The following is a 23,357-nucleotide window of genomic DNA, read 5'->3' on the forward strand; positions in this document are numbered from 1 at the left end:
GCTTGTCAGGAACCACTCCGCTGCTGGTTGACAGTCGCTACCCGTCGGTAACAAGATGGTGTTACCGCAAGTAACATACCGCTGGGAGGGATCATGGCCGAGTTCTCGCTCGAACTCAACGACGACCAGAAGCAGGTGCGCGACTGGCTCCACGGCTTCGCCGCGGACGTGATGCGCCCCGCGGCCGCCGAGTGGGACGAGCGCGAGGAGACTCCCTGGCCGATCATCCAGGAAGCCGCCAAGCTCGGAATCTACTCCCTCGACTTCTACGCGCAGCAGTTCTTCGACCCGACCGGTCTCGGCATCCCGATGACCATGGAGGAGCTCTTCTGGGGCGACGCCGGCATCGCCCTGTCCATCGTCGGTACCGGCCTCGCCGCCGTCGGCGTCCTCGCCAACGGCACCGAGGAGCAGATCGGCACCTGGGTCCCGCAGATGTACGGCGACGCCGGCGACGTCAAGGTCGCCGCCTTCTGCTCCTCCGAGCCCGACGCCGGCTCCGATGTCGCCTCCATGCGCACCCGCGCCGTCTACGACGAGGCCAAGGACGAGTGGGTGCTCAACGGCACCAAGACCTGGGCCACCAACGGCGGCATCGCCAACGTGCATGTCGTGGTCGCCGTCGTCGACCCCGAGCTCGGCTCCAAGGGCCACGCCTCCTTCATCGTGCCGCCGAACACCCCCGGCCTCTCCCAGGGCCAGAAGTTCCAGAAGCACGGCATCCGCGCCTCGCACACCGCCGAGGTCGTCCTGGAGAACGTCCGCGTCCCCGGCCACTGCCTCCTCGGCGGCAAGGAGAAGCTCGACGAGCGCCTCGCCCGGGCCCGCGAGAAGGCGAAGCAGGCCGGCAACGGCGAGCGCGTGAAGAACGCCGCCATGGCCACCTTCGAGGCCTCCCGCCCGGCCGTCGGCGCGATGGCCGTCGGCACCGCCCGCGCCGCGTACGAGGTCGCCCTCGACTACGCGAAGACGCGCGTGCAGTTCGGCCGCCCGATCATCGACAACCAGGGCGTCGCCTTCCAGCTCGCCGACATGCGCACCCAGATCGACGCCGCCCGCCTGCTCGTCTGGCGCGCCTCCTGGATGGCCGTCGCCGGCAAGCCCTTCACCTCCGCCGAGGGCTCGATGTCCAAGCTGTACGCGAGCGAGGTCGCCAAGAAGGTCACCGCCCAGGCGATCCAGATCCTCGGCGGCAACGGCTACACCCGCGAGTACCCGGTCGAGCGGATGCACCGCGACGCGGCCATTTACACCATCTTCGAGGGCACGAGCGAGATCCAGCGCCTGGTCATCGCCCGCACCCTCTCCGGCATGCCGATCCGCTGACCCGCGGCACACCGGCCCCCGGGGAGTCCAGGCCCCGGGCCGCCCGGGCCCGGAGGGCTCACACGACGCAGAACTCGTTGCCCTCCGGGTCCCGGAGCACCACCGCGTAGTAGTCCATCCCGTGCGGCTCGTCCATCGCGTACAGGACCGACGCGCCGAGCGCGGTCAGCCGCGCCACCTCCGCGTCCACCCGGGCCCGGCGGACAGCCAGGGGTATCGCACGGCCCCCGCCCACCTTCAGATCGAGGTGCAGCCGGTTCTTCACCGTCTTCGGCTCCGGGACCTGCTGGAACCAGACCCGCGGGCCGACGCCCTTCGGGTCCACGATCGACTCGGGCAACTCGCCCGCGCCGTCCCCGAGTTCCTCCTCGGGCACACCGGTCGCCCGCCAGTACGCCGACCAGCTCGGATGCCCTTCCGGCGGCGGCTCCGGCACGTACCGCAGCGCCTCGGCCCAGAAGGGCACGAGCCGGCGCGGCTCCGCGCAGTCGATCGTGATCTGCAGGACGAGCTCCGGCGCGTCCTGTACTGAGTCCTGTCCTGAGTCCATGAGGGCAGACTCGCAGACGGCACTGACAACGGCTCGTCCCGGGCGGACCGCCCTGCCAGGGCGTGTGTCGAAAGTCCCGCCTGCGGGGAGGCGCCCTGCACGCACGCTCGCCGCGTTGTCAGTCGTCGGCGCAGCACGCTGCGCTCTCCTCCCTCCGCCTTGCGACCTTCCCCTCGGCCCTGGCGGGCCTGGGGAGGCCCCATGCACCGGACGCCTCCCCGCCCGCCCTGCGGGCGGACGACGCTACTTTCGACACACGCCCTGGTCGCGCGTCGCCACCACCACCGTGGCCCAGCGGTCCTCGTCCTCCAGGACCCGGGCCGTCAGACCGTGCGCGGTGACCGCCGCCACCGCCCGCTCCGTCTGACGTTCGCTCGTCTCGAAGAGCAGATGGCCGGCCGGGGCCAGCCACTCGGCCGCCCCCGCGGCCACCCGGCGGAGCACGTCCAGGCCGTCCGGGCCGCCGTCCAGGGCGACCAGGGGCTCGTGGTCGCGGGCCTCGGGCGGGAGCAGGGCCACGTCGTCGCTCGGCACGTACGGCACATTGGCGACGAGGACCTCGATCCGGCCGCGCAGCGCCGCCGGCAGCGGCTCGAAGAGATCGCCCTCGTACACCAGGCCGCCGCGCGGCTCGATGTTGCGGCGTGCGCACCGCACCGCCGCCGGTTCGATGTCGGCGGCGTGCACCTCGGCGCCCTCGACGGACGCGAGCAGCACCGCGCCCGCCGCGCCGGAGCCGCAGCACAGGTCGACGCAGAGGGCGCCCGGCCGGGCCAGCGCCACCGCCTGTTCGACCAGGAACTCCGTACGCCGGCGCGGGACGAACACCCCGCCGTCGACCTCGATCCGCAGACCCCCGAACTCGGCCCAGCCCACGACGTGTTCGAGGGGCAGGCCCGCGGCCCGCCGCTCGACCATCACGTCGAGTTCGGCCGGACCGGCCGCCGCCGCGCGCAGCAGCTCCGCCTCCTCCTCGGCGAAGACACAGCCCGCGGCCCGCAGCCGCTTCACCACCCCGAGGTCAGACAAGCTGCGCCTCGATCGCCGCGACCAGCTCCGGGGCCTCCGGCTCGGTGCGCGGACGGAACCGCGACACCGCGCCGTCCCGGCCGATCAGGAACTTCTCGAAGTTCCACTGCACGTCACCGGCCTCGCCCTCGGCGTCCGCGACCCGCGTCAGCTCGGCGTAGAGCGGGTGCCGCCCGGCACCGTTGACGTCCGTCTTCTCCAGGAGCGGGAAGGACACGCCGTACGTCGTCGAGCAGAAGGTCTCGATCTCCTCCGCGCTGCCCGGCTCCTGCCCCGCGAACTGGTTGCACGGCACGCCGAGCACGGTGAACCCGCGCTCCGCGTACTGCTTCTGCAGCCGCTCAAGGCCCGCGTACTGCGGCGTGAGACCGCACTTGGAGGCCACGTTCACCACCAGGACGGCCTTGTCGCGGTAGGCGGCGAGCGAGACCGGATCACCGGTCAGCGTCGTCAGCGGGATGTCGTAAAGGCTCATGGAAGGCTCCCTTGTCACACCGATGGGGTTTGATCTCAGCATGGGAGACGAACCACTGGCAATCGACATCGATTCCGCCCCCAGGGCGCCGCACCCGGTCCGGTGCCGCCTCTGCGGCCGCCCCCTGACCGGCCCGGAGTCCCGCCGCACCGGCCTGGGCCCGTCCTGCGACGCCAAACTGCACCCACCGGGCCCGGACATCCGCACCCGCCGCCACGAGGTGGACCAGGACACCCTCCCCGGCGTCTAGGGCGCGTATAGCCCGGTCGACCGTCCACCACCGACCGGGCCGCGGGGAAGCATCCGGTCCAGCCGCTTCGGCAGCCACCAGTTGGCCCGGCCGAGGAGTGTCATGGTCGCCGGTACCAGCACCATGCGGACGACCGTGGCGTCGACGAAGATCGCGGTGGCCAGGCCGAGCCCGAACATCTTGGTGGAGGGGTCCTCGGCGACGGCGAAGGACAGGAAGACCGCCACCATGATGAGGGCGGCCGAGGTGATGATCCGGGCGGTGCCCGAGACGCCCTCGACGATCGCCGTGCCGTTGTCGCCGGTGCGCAGGTACTCCTCGCGTACGCGGGAGAGGAGGAACACCTCGTAGTCCATCGACAGGCCGAACAGGATGGCGAAGAGGAACATCGGGATGAACGACACGATCGGAACCGTCGCTTCCAGCCCGATGAGTGCGCCTCCCCAGCCCCACTGGAAGACCGCGACCATGATGCCGTAGGCCGCGCCGATGCTCAGCAGGTTCAGCAGCACCGCCTTGAGCGGTACGACGACCGAGCGGAAGACCAGCGTCAGCAGCAGGAACGACATCGCCAGCACGGCGGCGACGAACACCGGCAGGCGTTCGCTGGTGCGTCGCCCCACGTCGGACAGGCTCGCGGCGGCCCCGCCGACATGCGCCCTGGCCGGGCCGTGCCCGATCGCCGCGGGCAGCACCTCGGTGCGCAGCCGGACGATGGTGTCGGCCGTGGCCTTGTCCTGAGGGCTGGTGGTCGGGAACACCACGAGGGTCGCGATGCCGGTGGCCCGATCGATGTGCGTCGGCGCGACGGACGCGATGCCCGGATCCGCCGCGACCGTCGTGACGAGCCGGTCCAGCACTCCCGGATCACCGGCGGGGTCCGCGGCGATGACGAGGGGACCGTTGGTGCCCGGGCCGAACCCCTCGGCGACGAGGTCGTAGGCGCGGCGCTCGGTACGGCTCTGCGGCAATGACCCGTCGTCGGGCAGGCCGACGCGCAGACCGAGCACGGGCAGCGTCGCGGTCAGCAGCAGCCCCGCCGCGCCGACCGCGTACGGCACCGGGTGCCGGCCGACGTGCCCGATCCAGCGACGCCACCCGGCGGCGGGGACGGCGCCCGCCGCCGGGTCCCGCCGCCGTGCGAGTCGGCCCGACCGCCCGGCCTGAAGTGCCCGACCGATCCGGCCGATCCGGCCGATCCGGCCGATCCGGCCGGCCCGGCCCAGCCGCGGGCCGGCCGCGCCGAGGAAGGCCGGCAGCAGCGTCACCGACGCGAGCACCATCGTCAGGACGACGATCGAGACGGCAAGCCCGCCCACCGTCATGAACGGCACGTTCGCGACCGCCAGACCGAGGATCGACACGACGACGGTGCCGCCGGCGAAGACCACCGGCCGCCCGGCCGTGGCCACGGCTCGTCCGGCCGCCTCGTGCGGATCGAGCCCGCGCGCGAGGTACTCCCGGTGCCTGGCGAGCACGAACAGCGCGTAGTCGATGCCCACTCCGAGCCCGACCATGCTGCCCAGGACCGGCGCGAAGGTGGGGACCTCCGTCACCCCCGCCAGTACCGTCATCGTGGCCACCCCGACGGTCAGCCCGAAGACCGCCATGCCGATCGGCAGCGCGGCGGCGACGAGCGAACCGAACGCCAGGAACAGGATCGCGGCCGCGGCGAGGAGGCCGGTCAACTCGCTCGCGCCGCCGTCGGGGTCGGAGAAGGCGTAGAAGAGGTTCCCGCCCATCTCGATGCGCAGGGGCAGTTCGGCGCGCAGCCGGTCGCCGAGATCGACGAGGGCGTCGAGGTCTTCGGCCGACAGCCGGCTCTGGTCGGGGTACTGCACCCGGACGACCGCGATCCGCCCGTCGGCCGAGACGAGGCCGCGGCGCACGGTGGTGTCCCCGCCTGCGTCGAGTGCCCCCGCCGGGTCGCTCGTGCCGAGCACGTGCGGCAGCCGCTGCACCTCGGTCTGCAGCCGCGTGAGAGCGGTGCGCGCGCTGCCGTGGTCGAAGAACGTCGCACCGCCGTCGAGGGGGGTGACGACCACGTGGGCGGTCATCCCCTCCTGGCCGGTGCCGGCCCGCTCGATCAGTTCCGCGGCCCGTCGGGAGTCCAGTCCCGGAGCGGTCATCGAGTCCGCGGTCCGCCCACCGAAGGCGATCGCGGCGAGGACGGCGAGCGTGGCGGCGATCAGCCATGCCGCGATCACCCGCCAGGGACGGCGGGCGGCGCCTGCGCCCAGGCGCAACAGGGCTTTCGAGAGCATCGGGTCCTCCAACCACCTCGTCGGCCGTCCTTGTACGGCCGCCGATGCCGAGGCTCGTCGCCACGGCGCTCCGCGGCATCGGCCCGCGGGCCGCGGATCCGTCGGCCCCAAGTCGGAGTGAGGCCCCGTCCTTTCGGCCGATGCGCGGCACGCCGCGGTCCCTAGGCTGAGAACCGTGCTCCGAGACGACCTGCGAACCCTGTGGACCGAACCCCGGCCGCCCGACGCGCCCGCCCGGGTGTGGCGGGACTGGGCGCTGCTCGCCGCGGGCCTTGCCGGTGTGGCGCTGGAGGCCACCCTGCGCGAGAACGTCGTGTGGCGGCCGGTGGCGGTGGTGTTCGCCGTATGGCTGTGCCTGCTGACCCTGTGGCGCCGGACCCGCCCGCTGGCGACGGTGACGCTGGCGTTCGGCTCGGTGCTCCTGCTTCCGGTGGCCTCGCTCGTCGCCGCACCGCGCGAGCCCGTCGGCCTGTACACCGGCACGGTCGTGCTCGTGCTGGTGTACGCGCTGCCCCGGTGGGGATCGGGACGCGAGATCGTGCTGGGCGGCGCGGTGATCCTCGCGGTCGGCGCGCTGTGTGTCGTCACGGACGGGACCCCGGTCGTCGAAAAGGCCGTGGGCTTCGTCTTCCTGCTGCTGCCCGGCGTGGTCGGGGCTGCCGTGCGGTTCCGGGTGACCGCTCGCGAGCGGCAGTTGGAGCAGCTGCGCTCCCGCGAGCGCGAGCAGCTCGCCCGGGAACTGCACGACACGGTGGCCCACCACGTGTCGGCCATGGTGATCATCGCCCAGGCGGGCCGGGTGCTCGCGGGCACCGACCCGTCCGCCGCCGTCGAGGCGCTGGAGGGGGTCGAGGAGGAAGGGGCGCGCACGCTGGAGGAAATGCGCGCCATGGTCGCCGCGCTGCGCGACCGCGGGGTCGGCGCCGAGCTGGCGCCGCCTGCCGGTGTCGCGGATCTGGAGCGCCTGGTGCGTACCCCGGGTGGTCGCCTCAGGGTCGACCTGGGGCTCGACGGCGAGCTGGACGCGCTGCCCCCGGCCGTGGACGCGGCCGTCTACCGGATCGTGCAGGAGTCGGTGACCAACGCGCTGCGCCATGCGGTCGACGCGACCGAACTCGTCGTCCGGGTCGCCGCGGAACGGCACACGGTACGGGTGAGCGTGCGCGACAACGGCCGGCGCACCGGGCGGGGTCGCGACGGATACGGACTTACCGGACTGCGCGAGCGCGCGACGCTGCTCGGCGGCACACTACGAGCCGGCCCGGGTACCGACCGGGGCTGGCATGTCGACGCCGAACTGCCGAGAGCGAGGAGCGAGAGCGGTGTCCATTCGCGTCCTCGTCGCTGACGACCAGGCGATCATCCGCACCGGGTTGCGGATCATGCTGAACGCCCAGCCCGGCATCGAGGTGGTCGGCGAGGCCGCCGACGGACGGGAAGCGGTACGCCTGGCCCGTGAACTGCGCCCCGACGTCTGCCTGTTCGACATCCGCATGCCCGTACTCGACGGGCTGGAGGCCACCCGGCTGATCGCCGGCCCGGGCGTCGCCGACCCGCTGGCCGTGGTCGTCATCACCACGTTCGACCTCGACGAGTACGTCTACGGCTCACTGCGGGCCGGCGCCCGCGGATTCCTCCTCAAGGACACGGGACCGGACCTTCTGGCGCAGGCCGTACGGTCGGCGTCCGACGGTGAGGCGCTCATCGCGCCCAGCGTCACCGTCCGTCTGCTCCAGGCGTTCGCCGACCTGCCCGCCGGCCGGCCCGTGGCCCAGCCGGTGTCCCCCGTCACCGCCCGCGAGGAGCAGGTGCTCCTCGCCGTCGCTCGCGGGCTGACCAACACCGAGATCGCCGATGCACTGCACATCAGCCTCAGCACGGTGAAGACGCATCTGGCCAGCCTGATGGCCAAACTCGGCGCCCGCAACCGGGTCGAGATCGCGATGTGGGCCTACGAAACGCGCCGTATCCTCCCCGGAACCTGAGCCGGGTGCCGTGTCCCATGAGTCCCCGCCCGGACATCAGTGCACCGAACCCGACACGACAACGCGCCCTGGAAAGCGCTACAGCTTCCGGAACAGCCCCTCCTGCACCACCGACACCAGCAGTCGCCCCTCGCGGTCGTAGATCCGGCCGCGCGCCAGACCGCGCCCACCCGTCGCGATCGGCGACTCCTGGTCGTACAGGAACCATTCGTCCGCCCGGAACGGGCGGTGGAACCACATCGCGTGGTCGAGCGAGGCCAGGTCGAAGCCACGCGGGCCCCAGAGCGGCTCGACGGGGATCCGGACCGCGTCCAGGAGCGTCATGTCGGAGGCGTAGGTGAGCGCGCAGGTGTGGACCAGCGGGTCGTCGCCCAGCGGGCCCACCGCGCGCATCCAGACAGCGCTGCGCGGGTCCGCGCCCGTGACCTCCTCCTTCGTCCAGCGCAGGCGGTCCACGTAGCGGATGTCGAAGGGCATGCGCCGTGCCATCCGCTCCAGGGCCTCCGGCAGCCCCCCGAGGTGGTCGCGGACCTCGTCCGCGAGCTTCGGCAGGCTCTCCGGGTCCACCAGGTGCCGCGGCGGGAGCTGGTGCTCGAAGGCACCCTCCTCGGGGAGGTGGAAGGAGGCCGTCAGATTGAAGATCGTCCGGCCCTCCTGGACCGCCGTGACCCGGCGGGTGGTGAAGGAACGCCCGTCGCGCACCCGCTCCACCTGGTAGACGATCGGCACGCCCGGCCGGCCGGGCCGCAGGAAGTAGGCGTGCAGCGAGTGCACCGGGCGCTCGCCGTCCACGGTGCGCCCGGCCGCCACCAGGGCCTGGCCGGCCACCTGCCCGCCGAAGACCCGCTGCAACGACTCCTGCGGGCTGCGGCCGCGGAAGATGTTCACCTCGATCCGCTCCAGATCGAGCAGATCCACCAGCCTCTCGGCGGGGTTGGTCACCTTGGTCCTCCTCCAGGAACGTCTACGGGTGTCTACAGACCGTCTTCAGGCGTCTACGGGCGTCTACAGCTGGCCGACCGAGGTCACCCGCACGATCGCCCGGCCCTCCTCGTCCGAGGCCGCCAGGTCCACCTCCGCGCTGATGCCCCAGTCATGGTCGCCGTTCGGGTCGGCGAAGGTCTGCCGGACGCGCCAGACGCCGTGCGCCGCGTCCTCCTCGATGGCGAGCAGCTTCGGGCCGCGCGCGTCCGGACCCGTACCGAGGTCGTCGTACTCGTCCCAGTACGCGTCCATGGCCTCGCCCCACGCGTCCGCGTCCCAGCCGGCCTCGCCGTCCAGCTCGCCCAGCTCGTCCACGTTGTCGAGCGCCGCCAGCTCCACCCGCCGGAACATCGCGTTGCGCACGAGCACCCGGAAGGCGCGGGCGTTCGCCGTGACCGGCTTGACCTGGTCGGCCTTCTCCTGCGCCTCCTCGGCCGTCTCCACGTCGGGGTTGGCCAGCTGCTCCCACTCGTCGAGCAGCGAGGAGTCCACCTGGCGCACCATCTCGCCGAGCCAGGCGATCAGATCCTCCAGGTCCTCCGTCTTCAGGTCGTCCGGGATGGTGTGGTCCAGCGCCTTGTACGCGCTCGCGAGGTAGCGAAGGACGATGCCCTCGGTGCGCGCCAGCTCGTAGAAGGAGGTGAACTCCGTGAAGGAGAGCGCCCGTTCGTACATGTCGCGGATGACGGACTTCGGCGACACCGGGTGGTCGCCGACCCACGGGTGCGACTTCCGGTAGACGTTGTACGCGTGCCAGAGCAGCTCTTCGAGCGGCTTCGGGTACGTGACCTCCTGGAGCCGCTCCATCCGCTCCTCGTACTCGACGCCGTCGGCCTTCATCGCACCGATCGCCTCGCCGCGCGCCTTGTTCTGCTGGGCGTGCAGGATCTGGCGCGGGTCGTCGAGCGTCGACTCGACGACCGAGACCATGTCGAGCGCGTACGAGGGGGACTCCGGGTCGAGCAGGTCGAACGCGGCGAGCGCGAAGGTCGAGAGCGGCTGGTTGAGCGCGAAGTCCTGCTGGAGGTCGACGGTCAGCCGGATCGTGCGCCCCTCGGCGTCCGGGGTGTCGAGCTGCTCCACCACACCGCCGTCCAGCAGCGAGCGGTAGATCGCGATGGCCCGGCGGATGTGCTTCAGCTGGTTCCGGCGCGGCTCGTGGTTGTCCTCCAGGAGCTTGCGCATCGCCTCGAAGGCGTTGCCGGGCCGGGCGATCACCGAGAGCAGCATGGTGTGGGTGACCCGGAAGCGGGAGGTCAGCGGCTCGGGCTCGGCGGCGATCAGCTTCTCGAAGCTGTTCTCGGTCCAGGCGACGAAGCCCTCCGGGGCCTTCTTGCGGACCACCTTGCGGCGCTTCTTCGGGTCGTCGCCGGCCTTGGCGAGCGCCTTCTCGTTCTCGATGACGTGCTCGGGCGCCTGCGCCACCACGAAACCGGCGGTGTCGAAGCCGGCCCGGCCGGCCCGGCCCGCGATCTGGTGGAACTCACGGGCCCGCAGTGTCCGCACCCGGTTGCCGTCGTACTTGGTCAGCGCCGTGAACAGCACCGTGCGGATCGGCACGTTGACGCCGACACCCAGGGTGTCCGTACCGCAGATGACCTTCAGCAGACCCGCCTGAGCCAGCTTCTCCACCAGACGCCGGTACTTCGGCAGCATGCCGGCGTGGTGCACGCCGATGCCGTGCCGGACGTAACGCGAGAGGTTCTTGCCGAACTTCGTGGTGAAGCGGAAGTTGCCGATCATCTCGGCGATGGCGTCCTTCTCCTCGCGCGAGCACATGTTGATGCTCATCAGCGACTGGGCGCGCTCCACCGCCTGCGCCTGCGTGAAGTGGACGATGTACACCGGCGCCTGCTTCGTCTGGAGCAGCTCGGTGAGGGTGTCCGTGATGGGCGTGAGCCGGTACTCGTACGACAGCGGCACCGGCCGGGTCGCCGAGCGGACCACCGAGGTCGGGCGCCCGGTGCGCCGGGTCAGGTCCTTCTCGAACATCGACACGTCGCCGAGCGTCGCCGACATGAGGACGAACTGGGCCTGCGGGAGTTCCAGGAGCGGGATCTGCCAGGCCCAGCCGCGGTCCTGTTCCGCGTAGAAGTGGAACTCGTCCATCACGACCTGGCCGATGTCGGCGTCCTTGCCGTCGCGCAGCGCGATCGAGGCGAGCACCTCGGCGGTGCAGCAGATCACCGGCGCGTCCGCGTTCACGGACGCGTCGCCGGTCAGCATGCCGACGTTCTCCGTGCCGAAGATCTTGCACAGGTCGAAGAACTTCTCCGACACCAGCGCCTTGATCGGCGCGGTGTAGAAGGTGACCTGGTCATTGGCCAGGGCCGTGAAGTGCGCACCCGCCGCGACAAGGGACTTTCCGGAGCCGGTGGGGGTCGAGAGGATCACGTTGGCCCCGGAGACCACCTCGATCAGCGCCTCCTCCTGGGCCGGGTAGAGCGTGATGCCCCGGCCCTCCGCCCATGAGGAGAAGGCCTCGAAGAGGGCGTCGGGGTCGGCGGTCGGCGGCAGCTGATCGATAAGGGTCACGACCCCATCTTGCCTGGATTCCGCTCGGATGAGGGAACCGGCCATCAGGACGAAGATCACGGAGGATAGGGTGACCCGTCGACCGGCCGAGCGGCCGGCGCACCGACCGGCCGTCAACTGGGCGCCGGCGCACGGGGAATCGCGGGAAATCGCGAGAGATGGGGCGGGGAACGACCATGATGGGACCGGCGCACTCGCTGTCCGGAGCGGCGGCCTGGCTGGGGGTCGGGGCGGCCGCGGCAGCCTTCGACCACCCGATGCCCTGGCCGGTTCTCGTCGTCGGCGCGCTCATCTGCGCGGGCGCGGCCCTGGCCCCCGACCTCGACCACAAGGCGGCGACCATCTCGCGTGCCTTCGGGCCGGTCTCCCGCTGGCTGTGCGAGATCGTCGACAAGCTGTCGTACGCCGTCTACAAGGGGACCCGCTCCACCGCCGACCCGCGGCGCTCCGGCGGGCACCGCACCCTCACCCACACCTGGGTGTGGGCGGTCCTGATCGGCGGCGGCTGCTCGGTCGCGGCCATCACCGGCGGCCGCTGGGCGGTCCTGGCGATCCTCTTCGTGCACCTGGTCCTCGCGGTCGAGGGCCTGCTGTGGCGGGCCGCCCGGATGTCCAGCGACGTCCTGGTGTGGCTGCTCGGCGCCACCAGCGCCTGGATCCTCGCCGGGGTCCTCGACCAGCCGGGCAACGGCGCCGACTGGCTGTTCACCGAGCCGGGCCAGGAGTACCTGTGGCTGGGGCTGCCGATCGTCCTGGGCGCCCTCGTCCACGACATCGGCGACGCCCTGACCGTCTCCGGCTGCCCGATCCTGTGGCCCATCCCGGTCGGCCGCAAGCGCTGGTACCCGATCGGCCCGCCCAAGGGCATGCGCTTCCGGGCCGGCAGCTGGGTCGAGCTGAAGGTCCTCATGCCGGTCTTCATGGTGCTGGGCGGCGTCGGGGGAGCCTCGGCACTCGGCTTCTTCTAGCTGTACGGGAAAGGGGCCGCACCGGATCGTCCGGTGCGGCCCCTTCGCCGTACGGGCGCGGGCGCGGCTGTCGCGGCCGCCTCAGCCGTGCCAGGAGCGCCAGAGCGCCGCGTACGCCCCGTCCGCCGCCACCAGCTCGTCATGGCTGCCCAGCTCGCTGATCCGGCCGTCCTCGACCACCGCGATGAGATCGGCGTCGTGCGCCGTGTGCAGCCGGTGCGCGATCGCCACGACCGTGCGGCCGTCCAGGACCCGGGCCAGGGAACGCTCCAGGTGCCGGGCCGCGCGCGGGTCGAGGAGCGAGGTCGCCTCGTCCAGGACCAGGGTGTGCGGGTCGGCGAGGACGAGGCGGGCCAGCGCCACCTGCTGGGCCTGGGCCGGGGTGAGCGTATGGCCGCCCGAGCCGACCCCGGTGTCCAGGCCCGCGTCGAGCGCCCGCGCCCAGCCCTCCGCGTCGACCGCCGTGAGCGCCGCCCACAGCTCGGTGTCCTCGGCGCCCGCCCGGGCGAGCAGCAGATTGTCCCGGAGCGAGCCCACGAAGACGTGGTGCTCCTGGTTGACCAGGGCGACATGCTCGCGGACCCGCTCGGCGGGCATCCGGGCCAGCTCGGCGGAGCCGAGGGTGACCCGGCCGGCCCGCGGCGCGTACACGCCCGCGAGCAGCCGGCCGAGCGTCGACTTCCCGGCGCCGGACGGACCGACCAGAGCGAGCCGGGTGCCCGGGGCGACGTCCAGCGACACCCGGTGCAGCACGTCCACGCCCTCCCGGTAGCCGAAGCGCACCTCGTCCGCCCGCACCGCGCGCCCCTCGGGCCGTACGGACTGCTCGCCCGCCGCGGGCTCGATCTCGCGCACGCCCACCAGACGGGCCAGCGACACCTGGGCGACCTGGAGCTCGTCGTACCAGCGCAGCACGATCCCGATCGGGTCGACCAGCATCTGCGCGAGCAGCGCGCCCGTGGTCAGCTGCCCCACGTCCATCCATCCCCGGAAGACCAGGAACCCGCCGATCGCGAGCACCCCGGTGATGATCACGGTGTGGGTGAGGGTGACGACCGGGAAGAGCACGGAGCGCAGATACAGGGTGTAGCGCTCCCATCGGGTCCACTCGTGGACGCGGCGGTCCGACAGCTCGATCCGGCGCCGGCCGAGGCGGTGCGCCTCGACCGTGCGGCCCGCGTCCACGGTCTCCGCGAGAGCGGCGGCCACGGCCGCGTACCCGGCGGCCTCCGAGCGGTACGCGGCGGGCGCGCGCCGGAAGTACCAGCGGCAGCCGGCGATCAGCAACGGCGCGGCGAGGACGAGCGCGAGCGCCAGCGGCGGCGCGGTGACGGCCACACCGGCGATCAGCAGCCCCGCCCACACCACGCCGATGACGAGCTGCGGCACCGCCTCGCGCATCGCGTTGGCGAGCCGGTCGATGTCCGTGGTGATCCGGGACAGCAGGTCGCCGGTGCCGGCCCGCTCCAGGACGCCCGGCGGCAGTGCCACCGAGCGCACCAGGAAGTCCTCGCGCAGATCGGCCAGCATCTCCTCGCCGAGCATCGCACCGCGCAGCCGGACGAGCCGTACGAAGACCGTCTGGACGAGCAGCGCGAGCGCGAACAGGGCGGCGGTGCGCTCCAGATGGAGCTCGCGGGACCCGGTGGTGAGCGCGTCCACGGCCGAACCGAGCAGATACGGTCCGGCCATCGAGGCGGTCACGGCGATCGCGTTGACCGCGACGAGCACGGCGAACGCGCGCCGGTGGCGGCGCAGCAGCTCCCGTACGTAGCCGCGGACGGTGACCGCTCCGGCGACCGGCAGGGTGGTGGCCGACCGGGGCGCGGCCGGGTCGTACGCGGGCGGCGCCACGCGGATCATGCGCTCTCTCCTTCCAGTTCGCCGAGGGGGACGAGGTCGCCGTCGAGGGCGGGCTCCGCCTCCGTCTCGCGGGTCACCACGGCCCGGTAGCGCGGCTCGGCGGCGAGCAGTTCACGGTGGGTGCCGACGGCGGCCGCCGTGCCGCCGTCGACCAGGACCACCCGGTCGGCGAGGTCGAGCAGCAGCGGCGAGGAGGCGAGGACCACGGTGGTCCGCCCGGTCCGCAGCCGCTTGATCCCGGCCGCCACCCGGGCCTCGGTGTGCGCGTCGACCGCCGAGGTCGGCTCGTCGAGGACCAGCACCGGCGGGTCGGTGACCAGCGAACGGGCCAGGGCCAGGCGCTGCCGCTGGCCGCCGGACAGCGACCGGCCGCGCTCGGTGATCCGGGTCCGCATCGGGTCGCCGCCGGTGTCCACGGAGGCCTGCGCGAGCGCGTCGAGCACGTCCCCGCAGCGGGCCGCGTCCAGGGCCTCGGCCGCCGCCACCTTGCCGGAGGCCGGTACGTCGAGCAGCTCCGCGAGCGTGCCGGACAGCAGCACCGGGTCCTTGTCCTGGACGAGGACGGCGGCCCGCGCGGTGTCCAGCGGCAGCGAGTCGAGCGCGATCCCGCCGAGCAGCACCGAGGAGTGCCCCTCGCCCGGCTCCGCCGGATGTCCGCCGAGCCGGTCCGCGAGCCGGCCGGCCGCGTCCGGGTCGCCGCACACCACCGCCGTGAACTCCCCGGCCGGCGCCCGCACCCCGGTCACCGGGTCGTACAGATCGCCGTCCGGCACCTCGTGGGCCGCCGTGCTCGTGCTCGTCGTACGGGCCAGGGCGAGCACCCGGGCGGCGCGCCGCGCGGCCGGGCGCGAGAAGGAGTACGCCATGGCGATCTCCTCGAAGGTGCGCAGCGGATGATGGGTGAGCGCCACCGCGCCGTAGACCGTGACAAGGGCACCCACCGAGATGCGGTGGTCGAGGGCCAGCTGCGCGCCGTACACCACGACCCCCAGGAGCAGCAGGCCCGGCAGCAGCACCTGGAGCGCGGCGATCAGTGCCCACATCCGGGCGCTGCGCACCGCCGCCCGGCGCACCTCCTGGGAGGCGGCCCGGTAGCGCCCGAGGAACAGCTCCTCGCCGCCGATGCCGCGCAGCACCCGCAGCCCGGCGACCGTGTCCGAGGCCAGTTCGGTGGCCCGGCCGGCCTTCCCGCGCTGCTCGTTGGCCCGCCGGGTGGCCCGGGGGAGCAGCGGCAGCGCGGCGAGGGCGAGCACGGGGACGGCGAGTGCGACGAGCGGGCCGAGCTCCGGCTGGTACAGCACGAGCCCGACGCAGACCGCGGCGAGCGCGACGGCGGAGGACGCGAAGCGGGACAAGGCCTCGACGAACCAGCCGATCTTCTCCACGTCGCCGGTGGACACGGCCACCACCTCGCCCGCCGCGACCCGGCGGGTCAGCACGGAGCCGAGCTCCGCGGCCTTGCGGGCGAGCAGTTGCTGGACGCGGGCGGCGGCGGTGATCCAGTTGGTCACGGCCACCCGGTGCACCATCGTGTCGCCCGCCGCGATGGCCAGTCCGCAGCCGACGAGCAGCCCGAGGCCGAGGACGAGCCAGCCGCCGTCGCGGTCCACCACCGCCTGCACCGAGACACCGACGCCCAGGGGGAGCCCGGCGATGCCGAGCTGCAGCAGCAGGCCCCAGAACAGGCACTTCAGCTGCCCGCCCAGCTGTCTGCGGCCGAGCCAGAGGAGGAAGCGGAAGCCCGAGCGGACGTCCGGCACTCCCGGGTCGGCATACGGAAGGTCTTTGATCTGCATGGTGCCCCAAGGGATACGACGGGGCCTTCGGCACCCCGGACCGACCTCAAGGCTTGCGCTGCGCGCCGCCCGCGGCAATCGGTTTTCCGGCATGTGCGAACAGATCGCGCCAAGCCGGTCCCATGCCCTCTGGCGCGCGTCACCCGGCCCGCGCTTCACTCACGACCCATGAGACAACGGAAGATCATGAGCATGATCGGCGGCCTCACCCTCGCCGCCGGACTGCTGCTCTCCGGACCCGCCTCCGCGCACGCGGACGAGGCCCCGGCGCCGGCCGCGGAGACCCCGCCGGCCGAGTTCACCACCGACTGGCACGACCCGGTCACCGCGGCGCCCCCGGTCGGCACCCCCGGCACCCGCTCCTGCGAAGTCACCCTGGCCGAGGCCCAGTTCCGCGACTTCACGCCGTACCAGGGGAGTTACACCCCGCCCAGGGAGTGCGGCACCCGCTGGAACAAGGTGGTGCTGCGCCTCGAAGGCAAGGTGAAGGGGCGTCAGTACGACCGCCTCGGGCACCTCGGCGTCGGCGGGGTCGAGATCCTCCGCACCTCCACCCCCGAGCCCTCGCCCGACGGCATCGCCTGGACGGTCGAGAAGGACGTCACCCGCTACCGCGACGTCCTCACCCGTCCGCAGCCCGTCGAGATGCTCATCGGCAACGTCGTCAACGAGACGTACACCGGCGTCATCGACGTCCGCGTCACCCTCACCTTCCACACCGCCCAGGGCAAGGTGAAGCCCGCCGCCGGCACCCCCGACCGGGTGCTGCCGCTCACCGACGCCACTCTCACCACCCCGCGCAACACCGAACGCATCCTCGCCGAGGTGTACGCGACCGGATCGGGCGGCGGCTGCGAGGAGTTCTGGTACCTCACCGTCCCCGACGCGGCGCCCTACTCCTGCAAGGCCGCCGACGGCCCGTACCGCGAGGTGCGGATCAGCGTCGACGGACAGCTCGCCGGCATCGCCGCGCCCTTCCCACACGTCTGGACCGGCGGCTGGTCCAATCCCTTCCTCTGGTACGTGACCCCCGCGCCGCGCGCCTTCGACGTGCAGCCGGTCGTCTACGACCTCACGCCCTTCGCGGCCGTGCTCAACGACGGGCGGGCCCACCGCGTCGAGGTGTCCGTGGCCGGCGTCCCCGCCGGGCAGAGCGGCTGGAGCGTGCCCGCCAACGTACTGCTCTGGCAGGACGAGGGCAGTACGGTCGTCACCGGCGCCCTCGACCGGCACGAGGCGGGAGTCCCGCGCAACTCCACGGTGTACACGCCCGGTTCGCCGGACGTCCTGGAGACCGCCGGCGGGCACACGCTCACCGTGGCGGGCCACCTGAACACCTCGCACGGGCGTGTCTCCACCACCGTCACCCGCACCGTCGACCACCGCTCGACGCACCGCTGGGGCGGTGCCGACGAGAACCCGGACGCGCTCACCGCGTCCTGGACCGACGACGAGACCGTGACCGTCGGGCGCACCGCGACCCGCACCCACCGCGTGTACACGATGGACGGTGAGATCACCGTCGACGACGGCAACCGGCTGCGGACGGTCCTCACCATCGGCGACCGGGCCGCCACCGAGGTCGTCCGGGGCGGCGAGCGCCTGTCCTGGTCGCGGCTCGACGACACCTACACCGGCGACGCCTCCTTCACCCTCGGCGTCCCGCGCGAGGAGCGCCACGCGATCGGCACCAGCGCCGAGCGCTACCGGCGCGTCGGCTCGGACGGCTGCTACGACCGCTCCCTGAAGACCGCCCAGGGCGCCCTGGTCGAGGACCTGCGGCGCTGCTGAGGCTCCCCGCGCCCGGACCCCACCCATGGGGCGCCGCCCTGTCGGTGCGGGTCCGGGCGCGGTCTCCGGTCACGGGCGGGTCGCGCGCTCCAGGGCGATCAGCGCCGAGTGGTAGGCGCGCCCGGTGGCCCGGTCCATGCCGACCTCGCACATCCGGTTGGCCGAGAGGTGGACGTCGAAGGGGCGGGCGGTGACCTCCACCGCCTCGCGGGCGGTGGCCGAGGCGGTCAGCTCCGGGTGCAGCATGCCGCGGTCCCCGGCGAAGGCGCAGCAGCCCGCGTCGACCGGGACCACGACCTCCTCGGCGCAGGCCGCGGCGAGTGCCGTCAGCTTCTCCTCGTCGCCCAGATGCCGCATGGAACAGGTCGGGTGGACCACGGCCGAGCCGACACGGTGGCGCACGTCGAGGCGCGGCAGCAGCTCGTCGGCCGCCCACACCAGCGAGTCCAGGACCGTGAGCTCGGCGTGCAACTCCCGGTTCTCGTCGGTGAGATACGGCACGACCTCGCGGGCGATGCCCAGGGTGCAGGAGGAGGCGTCGACCACCAGTGGCAGCCGGCCGCCCGCGGTCCAGCCCCAGGCCGCCTCCACGATCCGGTTGGCCATCACCTCGTTGCCGCGCTCATAGCCCTTGGAGTGCCAGATGGTGGCGCAGCAGGTGCCGGCCACGTCGTCCGGGATCCACACCGGCCGCCCCGCCCGGGCCGACAGCGCCACCATCGCCCCGGGCAGTGACAGTCCGTCAAGTCCCTCCGGATTTCCGAAGACGCGGTTCACACAGGCCGGGTAGTAGACGGCGACCGCCGCCGGCCGGTGGGTGCGCGGCAGCCGACGGCCGGCCGCCCCGGGGATCTCCGGCAGCCACGCCGGCATCAGGTCCGGCCGTACCGCCGTGCGTGCGAGGCCGGTCACCGACTCCAGGAGCCCGTCGCCCATCCGCGCCGCCGTGGCCACCGCGAGCCGCGCCGAGGCCTCCACGGCCCGGAAGTTCTTCGCGGCGAGCGCCGCGACCCGCTCCTCGCGCGGCGAGTGCCGCTCGTGCCGGAACGCCTTCATCATCGCGCCGGTGTCGATGCCGACCGGGCAGGCGAGGGCGCAGGTGGAGTCGCCCGCGCAGGTGTCGACGGCGTCGTACCCGTACGCCTCCAGCAGGGCGGTCTCGACAGGTGATCCGTCGGCCTGCCGCATCATCTCCCGGCGCAGCACGATCCGTTGGCGGGGTGTGGTGGTCAGATCCTGGCTGGGGCAGGTGGGTTCGCAGAAGCCGCACTCGATGCACGGGTCGGCCACCGCCTCCACGGTGGGGATCGTCTTCAGCCCGCGCAGATGGGCCTGCGGGTCGCGGTCCAGGACGATCCGCGGCGCGAGCACCCCGTCCGGGTCGATGACCTCCTTCGTCCGCCACATCAGCTCGGTCGCCCTGGCCCCCCACTCCAGCTCCAGGAACGGCGCGATGTTGCGGCCGGTGGCGTGCTCGGCCTTCAGTGAACCGTCGAAGCGCTCCACGGTCAGCTTGCAGAAGTCGCCCATGAACGCCGCGTACCGCTCGACGTCGGCCGGGTCGGCGGCGTCGAAGGCGAGCAGGAAGTGCAGATTGCCGTGTGCCGCGTGCCCGGCCACGGCGGCGTCGAAGCCGTGCCGGGCCTGGAGGTCCAGGAGTTCCGCGCAGGCCTCGGCGAGCCGGTCCGGCGGCACCGCGAAGTCCTCGGTGATCAGGGTCGTACCGGACGGGCGGGAGCCGCCGACCGCCGTCACGAAGGCCCTGCGGGCCCTCCAGTAGCCGCCGATCGTGCCCGGGTCGCGCGTGAAGGCGTTGTCCACGGACGCCACCGGCGCGACCGGTTCGAGGTCCGCCAGGACCCCGGCGGCCGCCTCCTCGTACGCCCGCTGCGCGGCCTCGTCCGGCGCCCGGAACTCCACGAGCAGCGCCGCCGTCTCCTTCGGCAGCTCCGCCCAGTCGGCCGGCACCTCGGGCACGCTCACCGAGGCGCGCAGGGTGTTGCCGTCCATGAGCTCCACGGCGAGCGCGCCCGCCCCGGTGAAGCGGGGCACGGCGGCCGCGGCCGCCGGCAGCGAGGGGAAGAAGAGGAGCGCCGTCGACACCTTCCGGTCGAGCGGCACCGTGTCGAAGACGGTCTCGGAGATGAAGCCGAAGGTGCCCTCGGATCCCACCATCAGACCGCGCAGGATCTGCACCGGGGTGGCGCCGTCGAGGAAGGCGTCGAGCCGGTAGCCGTTGGTGTTCTTGATCGCGTACTTGGCGCGGATCCGGGCGGTCAGCTCCGTGTCCGCCTCGATCTCCGCCTTCAGCGCCATGAGTCCGGCGCACAGCCGCGGCTCGGCCCGGGCGAGCTCCTCGTCGGCCGCCGGGTCGGCGGTGTCGACGACGGTGCCGCTCGGCAGCACGAAGGTGAGGGAGGCGAGCGTCCGGTAGGAGTTGCGGGTGGTGCCCGCGGTCATGCCCGAGGCGTTGTTGGCGACGACGCCGCCGATCGTGCAGGCGAGGGCGCTCGCCGGGTCGGGGCCGAGCACCCGGCCGTACGGCGCGAGCGCCGCGTTGGCCCGCGCGACCGTGGTCCCCGGCCGGATCCGGACCCTGGCGCCGCCGTCCAGGACCTCCACGCCCGTCCAGTGCCGGCGCACGTCGACCAGGATGTCCTCGCCCTGCGCCTGCCCGTTGAGGCTGGTCCCGGCGGCCCGGAACACCACCTCGCGGCCCTTGCCGTGCGCGTACGACAGGACGGCCGACACGTCGTCGATGTCCTCGGCGACCACCACGACCTGCGGCACGAAGCGGTAGGGGCTGGCGTCGGAGGCGTACCGCACCAGGTCGGAGATCTTCGACAGCACCTTCCCGGGGCCGAGGACGGCGATCAGTTCCTCGCGCAGATGCTTCTGGGTGCCCCGGGCCTGGAGGTCCGGCACCCGGTCGGGCGCCGCCCGCCGCTTCATGCCGGCTCGCAGGGTCTGCGGGTTCGGTTCCCGTACGGGCATGGCCAGCGCTCCCCTCCGGCGCGCGGCGCCCGGGGTCCCGGCTGCCCCGAGCCCGGCCGCCCCGGTCTCAGCAGACGCGCTCCGGGTCGGGGTCGACCAGGGCGGACAGCAGACCTCCGAGCACCTCGCGCTGTTCGACGGTCAGTGGGGCAAGGATGTCCTCCGCGGCCGCGCGGCGCGCGCTGCGCAGCTCCTTCAGCGTGTCGCGGCCGGCGTCGGTGAGCTCGATGCGTATCACCCGGCGGTTGGTCGGATCGGGCACCCGGCGCACCCGCCCCGAGGCCTCCAGGGCGTCCACCAGACTCGTCACCGCGCGCGGGACCACTTCGAGCCGGGCCGCGAGGTCGGCCATCCGCGGCGGCTCCTCGTAGTGCGCGACCGTCCGCAGCAGCCGGAACTGCGCCGGAGTGATCCCGCCCGGCTCCAGATACCGCTTGTGGAGGCGGTGCAGCCGGCGGGTGAGACGCAGCAGCTGCTCGGCGAGGAGGCCGTCGGGATCGGGGGTGCTCATGGGGGAACAATATCAGGACCATGTGCATTGTGAGCATAGGTAACAATGAACTATGCTCCGAAAGAACCGTCGCAGACCCCTGCCCCGCTCATCCGTCCCGCCCTCGATCCACACGGCACGCCCTTGGCCCGAACCCCTCGTAGGAGCCCATGCATCCGCACGACGAGTCCACCTGGACGCCCCCCGCCCGTGATCCGAAGCAGCCCAAGGAGCCCGCCCAGCTGCGGCGCATCCTCCGGCTCTTCCACCCCTACCGGGGCCGCCTCGCCGTGGTCGGCCTGCTCGTGGCCGCCTCGTCGCTGGTCTCGGTCGCCTCGCCCTTCCTGCTCCGGGAGATCCTCGACACCGCCATTCCGCAGGGCCGCACCGGGCTCCTCAGCCTGCTCGCCCTCGGCATGATCCTCACCGCCGTGACCTCCGGGGTCTTCGGCGTGCTCCAGACCCTGATCTCCACCACCGTCGGCCAGCGCGTCATGCACGACCTGCGCACCGCCGTCTACGCCCAGCTCCAGCGCATGCCGCTGGCCTTCTTCACCCGCACCCGCACCGGCGAGGTGCAGTCCCGCATCGCCAACGACATCGGCGGCATGCAGGCCACGGTCACCTCGACCGCGACCTCCCTGGTCTCCAACCTCACCGCCGTCGTCGCCAGCGTCGTCGCCATGCTCGCGCTCGACTGGCGGCTCACCCTGGTCTCGCTGCTGCTGCTCCCGGTCTTCGTCTGGATCAGCCGCCGGGTCGGCCGCGAGCGCAAGCGGATCACCACCCGGCGCCAGAAGCAGATGGCCGCCATGGCGGCCACCGTCACCGAGTCGCTGTCCGTCAGCGGCATCCTGCTCGGCCGCACCATGGGCCGCGCCGACTCGCTGACGAAGTCCTTCGCCGAGGAGTCCGAGCGCCTGGTCGACCTCGAAGTGCGCTCCTCCATGGCGGGCCGCTGGCGCATGTCCACCATAGGCATCGTCATGGCCGCCATGCCCGCCCTGCTCTACTGGGCGGCCGGTCTCGCCCTCCAGGTCGGCGGCCCCACGATCTCGCTCGGCACCCTGGTCGCCTTCGTCTCGCTCCAGCAGGGTCTCTTCCGGCCCACCGTGAGCCTGCTGTCCACCGGCGTGCAGATGCAGACCTCGCTCGCCCTCTTCCAGCGCATCTTCGAGTACCTCGACCTGCCGGTCGAGATCACCGAACCCGACGAGCCCGTGCGCCTGGCCGGGGTCTCCGGCGAGGTCGCCTTCGAGAAGGCCACCTTCCGTTACGAGCCCGAGGGCGAGGGCCGCCCCACCCTCGACGCGATCGACCTGACCGTCCCGGCGGGCGGCAGCCTCGCCGTGGTCGGCCCCACCGGCTCCGGCAAGTCCACCCTCAGCTACCTCGTGCCCCGGCTCTACGACGTGACCGACGGCCGGGTCACCCTCGACGGGGTCGATGTGCGCGACCTCGACTTCGACACCCTCGCCCGGGCCGTCGGCGTGGTCTCCCAGGAGACGTACCTCTTCCACGCCTCCGTCGCGGACAACCTGCGCTTCGCCAAGCCCGACGCCACCGACGAGGAGATCGTGGCCGCCGCCCGCGCGGCCCAGATCCACGACCACATCTCCTCGCTGCCCGACGGCTACGACACCCTGGTCGGCGAGCGCGGCTACCGCTTCTCCGGCGGCGAGAAGCAGCGTCTGGCCATCGCCCGCACCATCCTGCGCGACCCGCCGGTGCTGATCCTCGACGAGGCGACCAGCGCGCTCGACACCCGTACCGAACACGCCGTCCAGCAGGCCATCGACGCACTCTCGGCCGGCCGCACCACCATCACCATCGCCCACCGCCTCTCCACCGTCCGCGACGCCGACCAGATCGTCGTCCTGGAGGCCGGCCGCATCGCCGAGCGCGGCACCCACGAGGAGCTGATCGCCCTGGACGGGCGGTACGCGGCCCTGGTGCGGCGCGACGAACACACGAACGTGGGAGCGGTTGTTCCCCGGAACGTGTGATCGTCCCGGATTCGGTTGCTCAACTCCCGTACGGCGTCGGATGCTTACTGT

17 protein-coding genes are annotated in these 23,357 nt (G+C 72.7%); 7 read left to right on the top strand and 10 right to left on the bottom strand.

Annotated features, from left to right (window positions below; translation table 11 throughout):
* Nucleotides 1-93 precede the first annotated feature (93 nt).
* Nucleotides 94-1,326 (top strand): acyl-CoA dehydrogenase family protein, encoded by a 1,233-nt coding sequence (locus AB0C73_RS07690; RefSeq protein WP_362525864.1) that lies wholly within the window; start codon nt 94-96, stop codon nt 1,324-1,326.
* A 58-nt stretch (nt 1,327-1,384) separates the two neighbouring features.
* Here the strand turns inward: AB0C73_RS07690 and AB0C73_RS07695 are convergent, their stop codons facing one another.
* The 3 genes from AB0C73_RS07695 to AB0C73_RS07705 all read right to left on the bottom strand — a co-directional run bounded on the left by AB0C73_RS07695 (nt 1,385) and on the right by AB0C73_RS07705 (nt 3,380).
* Nucleotides 1,385-1,876 (bottom strand): VOC family protein, encoded by a 492-nt coding sequence (locus AB0C73_RS07695; protein WP_362525866.1) that lies wholly within the window; start codon nt 1,874-1,876, stop codon nt 1,385-1,387.
* Nucleotides 1,877-2,119: 243 nt separating this feature from the next.
* A complete protein-coding gene (locus tag AB0C73_RS07700; protein WP_362525869.1) occupies nt 2,120-2,905 on the bottom strand; it encodes a putative protein N(5)-glutamine methyltransferase in 786 nt (261 codons plus the stop codon).
* A complete protein-coding gene (locus AB0C73_RS07705) occupies nt 2,898-3,380 on the bottom strand; it encodes a glutathione peroxidase (RefSeq protein WP_362525871.1) in 483 nt (160 codons plus the stop codon). The genes AB0C73_RS07700 and AB0C73_RS07705 overlap by 8 nt, the downstream gene beginning before the upstream one ends.
* A 40-nt stretch (nt 3,381-3,420) precedes the next feature.
* On the opposite strand from AB0C73_RS07705, the gene AB0C73_RS07710 reads away from it, so the two are divergent.
* Complete coding sequence (locus tag AB0C73_RS07710) at nt 3,421-3,630, top strand: DUF6011 domain-containing protein (RefSeq protein ID WP_362525874.1); 210 nt, start codon at nt 3,421-3,423, stop codon at nt 3,628-3,630.
* On the opposite strand, the gene AB0C73_RS07715 is transcribed toward AB0C73_RS07710, so the two are convergent.
* Nucleotides 3,627-5,894 carry an MMPL family transporter gene (locus AB0C73_RS07715; RefSeq protein ID WP_362525876.1) on the bottom strand — a complete coding sequence of 756 codons (2,268 nt, stop codon included), beginning with the start codon at nt 5,892-5,894 and terminating at the stop codon, nt 3,627-3,629. The two genes, AB0C73_RS07710 and AB0C73_RS07715, sit on opposite strands and share 4 nt — an antisense overlap.
* Before the next feature lie 175 nt (nt 5,895-6,069).
* On the opposite strand from AB0C73_RS07715, the gene AB0C73_RS07720 reads away from it, so the two are divergent.
* Nucleotides 6,070-7,242 (top strand): histidine kinase, encoded by a 1,173-nt coding sequence (locus AB0C73_RS07720; RefSeq protein ID WP_362525879.1) that lies wholly within the window; start codon nt 6,070-6,072, stop codon nt 7,240-7,242.
* Complete coding sequence (locus tag AB0C73_RS07725) at nt 7,217-7,879, top strand: response regulator transcription factor (RefSeq protein WP_362525881.1); 663 nt, start codon at nt 7,217-7,219, stop codon at nt 7,877-7,879. The genes AB0C73_RS07720 and AB0C73_RS07725 overlap by 26 nt, the downstream gene beginning before the upstream one ends.
* 78 nt (nt 7,880-7,957) lie before the next feature.
* Here the strand turns inward: AB0C73_RS07725 and AB0C73_RS07730 are convergent, their stop codons facing one another.
* Nucleotides 7,958-8,821, bottom strand: coding sequence for an acyl-CoA thioesterase II (locus AB0C73_RS07730; RefSeq protein WP_362525883.1), 864 nt, complete (start codon nt 8,819-8,821; stop codon nt 7,958-7,960).
* Between the two features lie 63 nt (nt 8,822-8,884).
* Nucleotides 8,885-11,458 (bottom strand): DUF3516 domain-containing protein, encoded by a 2,574-nt coding sequence (locus tag AB0C73_RS07735; RefSeq protein ID WP_362525886.1) that lies wholly within the window; start codon nt 11,456-11,458, stop codon nt 8,885-8,887.
* A gap of 116 nt (nt 11,459-11,574) precedes the next feature.
* On the opposite strand from AB0C73_RS07735, the gene AB0C73_RS07740 reads away from it, so the two are divergent.
* Nucleotides 11,575-12,366, top strand: coding sequence for a metal-dependent hydrolase (locus tag AB0C73_RS07740; protein ID WP_362525888.1), 792 nt, complete (start codon nt 11,575-11,577; stop codon nt 12,364-12,366).
* An 81-nt stretch (nt 12,367-12,447) separates the two neighbouring features.
* On the opposite strand, the gene AB0C73_RS07745 is transcribed toward AB0C73_RS07740, so the two are convergent.
* On the bottom strand, nt 12,448-14,229 hold the full coding sequence (locus AB0C73_RS07745; protein ID WP_362525891.1) for an ABC transporter ATP-binding protein: 1,782 nt from the start codon (nt 14,227-14,229) through the stop codon (nt 12,448-12,450).
* Nucleotides 14,226-16,025, bottom strand: a complete 1,800-nt coding sequence (locus AB0C73_RS07750) for an ABC transporter ATP-binding protein (protein ID WP_362525893.1) — start codon at nt 16,023-16,025, stop codon at nt 14,226-14,228. The genes AB0C73_RS07745 and AB0C73_RS07750 overlap by 4 nt, the downstream gene beginning before the upstream one ends.
* A gap of 168 nt (nt 16,026-16,193) precedes the next feature.
* Between AB0C73_RS07750 and AB0C73_RS07755 the strand changes: the two genes are divergently transcribed.
* Nucleotides 16,194-17,816 carry a peptide-N4-asparagine amidase gene (locus AB0C73_RS07755; RefSeq protein WP_362525895.1) on the top strand — a complete coding sequence of 541 codons (1,623 nt, stop codon included), beginning with the start codon at nt 16,194-16,196 and terminating at the stop codon, nt 17,814-17,816.
* Between the two features lie 69 nt (nt 17,817-17,885).
* Here AB0C73_RS07755 and AB0C73_RS07760 read toward each other — a convergent pair whose 3' ends face one another.
* On the bottom strand, nt 17,886-20,810 hold the full coding sequence (locus tag AB0C73_RS07760; protein ID WP_362525897.1) for an FAD-binding and (Fe-S)-binding domain-containing protein: 2,925 nt from the start codon (nt 20,808-20,810) through the stop codon (nt 17,886-17,888).
* A 67-nt stretch (nt 20,811-20,877) separates the two neighbouring features.
* Nucleotides 20,878-21,321 (bottom strand): MarR family transcriptional regulator, encoded by a 444-nt coding sequence (locus AB0C73_RS07765; protein WP_362525899.1) that lies wholly within the window; start codon nt 21,319-21,321, stop codon nt 20,878-20,880.
* Nucleotides 21,322-21,470: 149 nt separating this feature from the next.
* Between AB0C73_RS07765 and AB0C73_RS07770 the strand changes: the two genes are divergently transcribed.
* Nucleotides 21,471-23,306, top strand: coding sequence for an ABC transporter ATP-binding protein (locus AB0C73_RS07770; protein WP_362525901.1), 1,836 nt, complete (start codon nt 21,471-21,473; stop codon nt 23,304-23,306).
* Nucleotides 23,307-23,357: the final 51 nt, after the last annotated feature.

Source organism: Streptomyces sp. NPDC048623 (genome assembly GCF_040650755.1).
In the GTDB taxonomy this organism is placed as follows: domain Bacteria; phylum Actinomycetota; class Actinomycetes; order Streptomycetales; family Streptomycetaceae; genus Streptomyces.

Excerpts from the sequence above, each read along its gene's own strand:
- AB0C73_RS07760 (WP_362525897.1), bottom strand. The coding sequence starts at position 20,810 with ATGCCCGTACGGGAACCGAACCCGCAGACCCTGCGAGCCGGCATGAAG.
- AB0C73_RS07755 (WP_362525895.1), top strand. The coding sequence starts at position 16,194 with ATGAGACAACGGAAGATCATGAGCATGATCGGCGGCCTCACCCTCGCC.
- AB0C73_RS07770 (WP_362525901.1), top strand. The coding sequence starts at position 21,471 with ATGCATCCGCACGACGAGTCCACCTGGACGCCCCCCGCCCGTGATCCG.
- AB0C73_RS07745 (WP_362525891.1), bottom strand. The coding sequence starts at position 14,229 with ATGATCCGCGTGGCGCCGCCCGCGTACGACCCGGCCGCGCCCCGGTCG.
- AB0C73_RS07765 (WP_362525899.1), bottom strand. The coding sequence starts at position 21,321 with ATGAGCACCCCCGATCCCGACGGCCTCCTCGCCGAGCAGCTGCTGCGT.
- AB0C73_RS07750 (WP_362525893.1), bottom strand. The coding sequence starts at position 16,025 with ATGCAGATCAAAGACCTTCCGTATGCCGACCCGGGAGTGCCGGACGTC.
- AB0C73_RS07690 (WP_362525864.1), top strand. The coding sequence starts at position 94 with ATGGCCGAGTTCTCGCTCGAACTCAACGACGACCAGAAGCAGGTGCGC.
- AB0C73_RS07715 (WP_362525876.1), bottom strand. The coding sequence starts at position 5,894 with ATGCTCTCGAAAGCCCTGTTGCGCCTGGGCGCAGGCGCCGCCCGCCGT.
- AB0C73_RS07705 (WP_362525871.1), bottom strand. The coding sequence starts at position 3,380 with ATGAGCCTTTACGACATCCCGCTGACGACGCTGACCGGTGATCCGGTC.
- AB0C73_RS07710 (WP_362525874.1), top strand. The coding sequence starts at position 3,421 with ATGGGAGACGAACCACTGGCAATCGACATCGATTCCGCCCCCAGGGCG.
- AB0C73_RS07740 (WP_362525888.1), top strand. The coding sequence starts at position 11,575 with ATGATGGGACCGGCGCACTCGCTGTCCGGAGCGGCGGCCTGGCTGGGG.
- AB0C73_RS07695 (WP_362525866.1), bottom strand. The coding sequence starts at position 1,876 with ATGGACTCAGGACAGGACTCAGTACAGGACGCGCCGGAGCTCGTCCTG.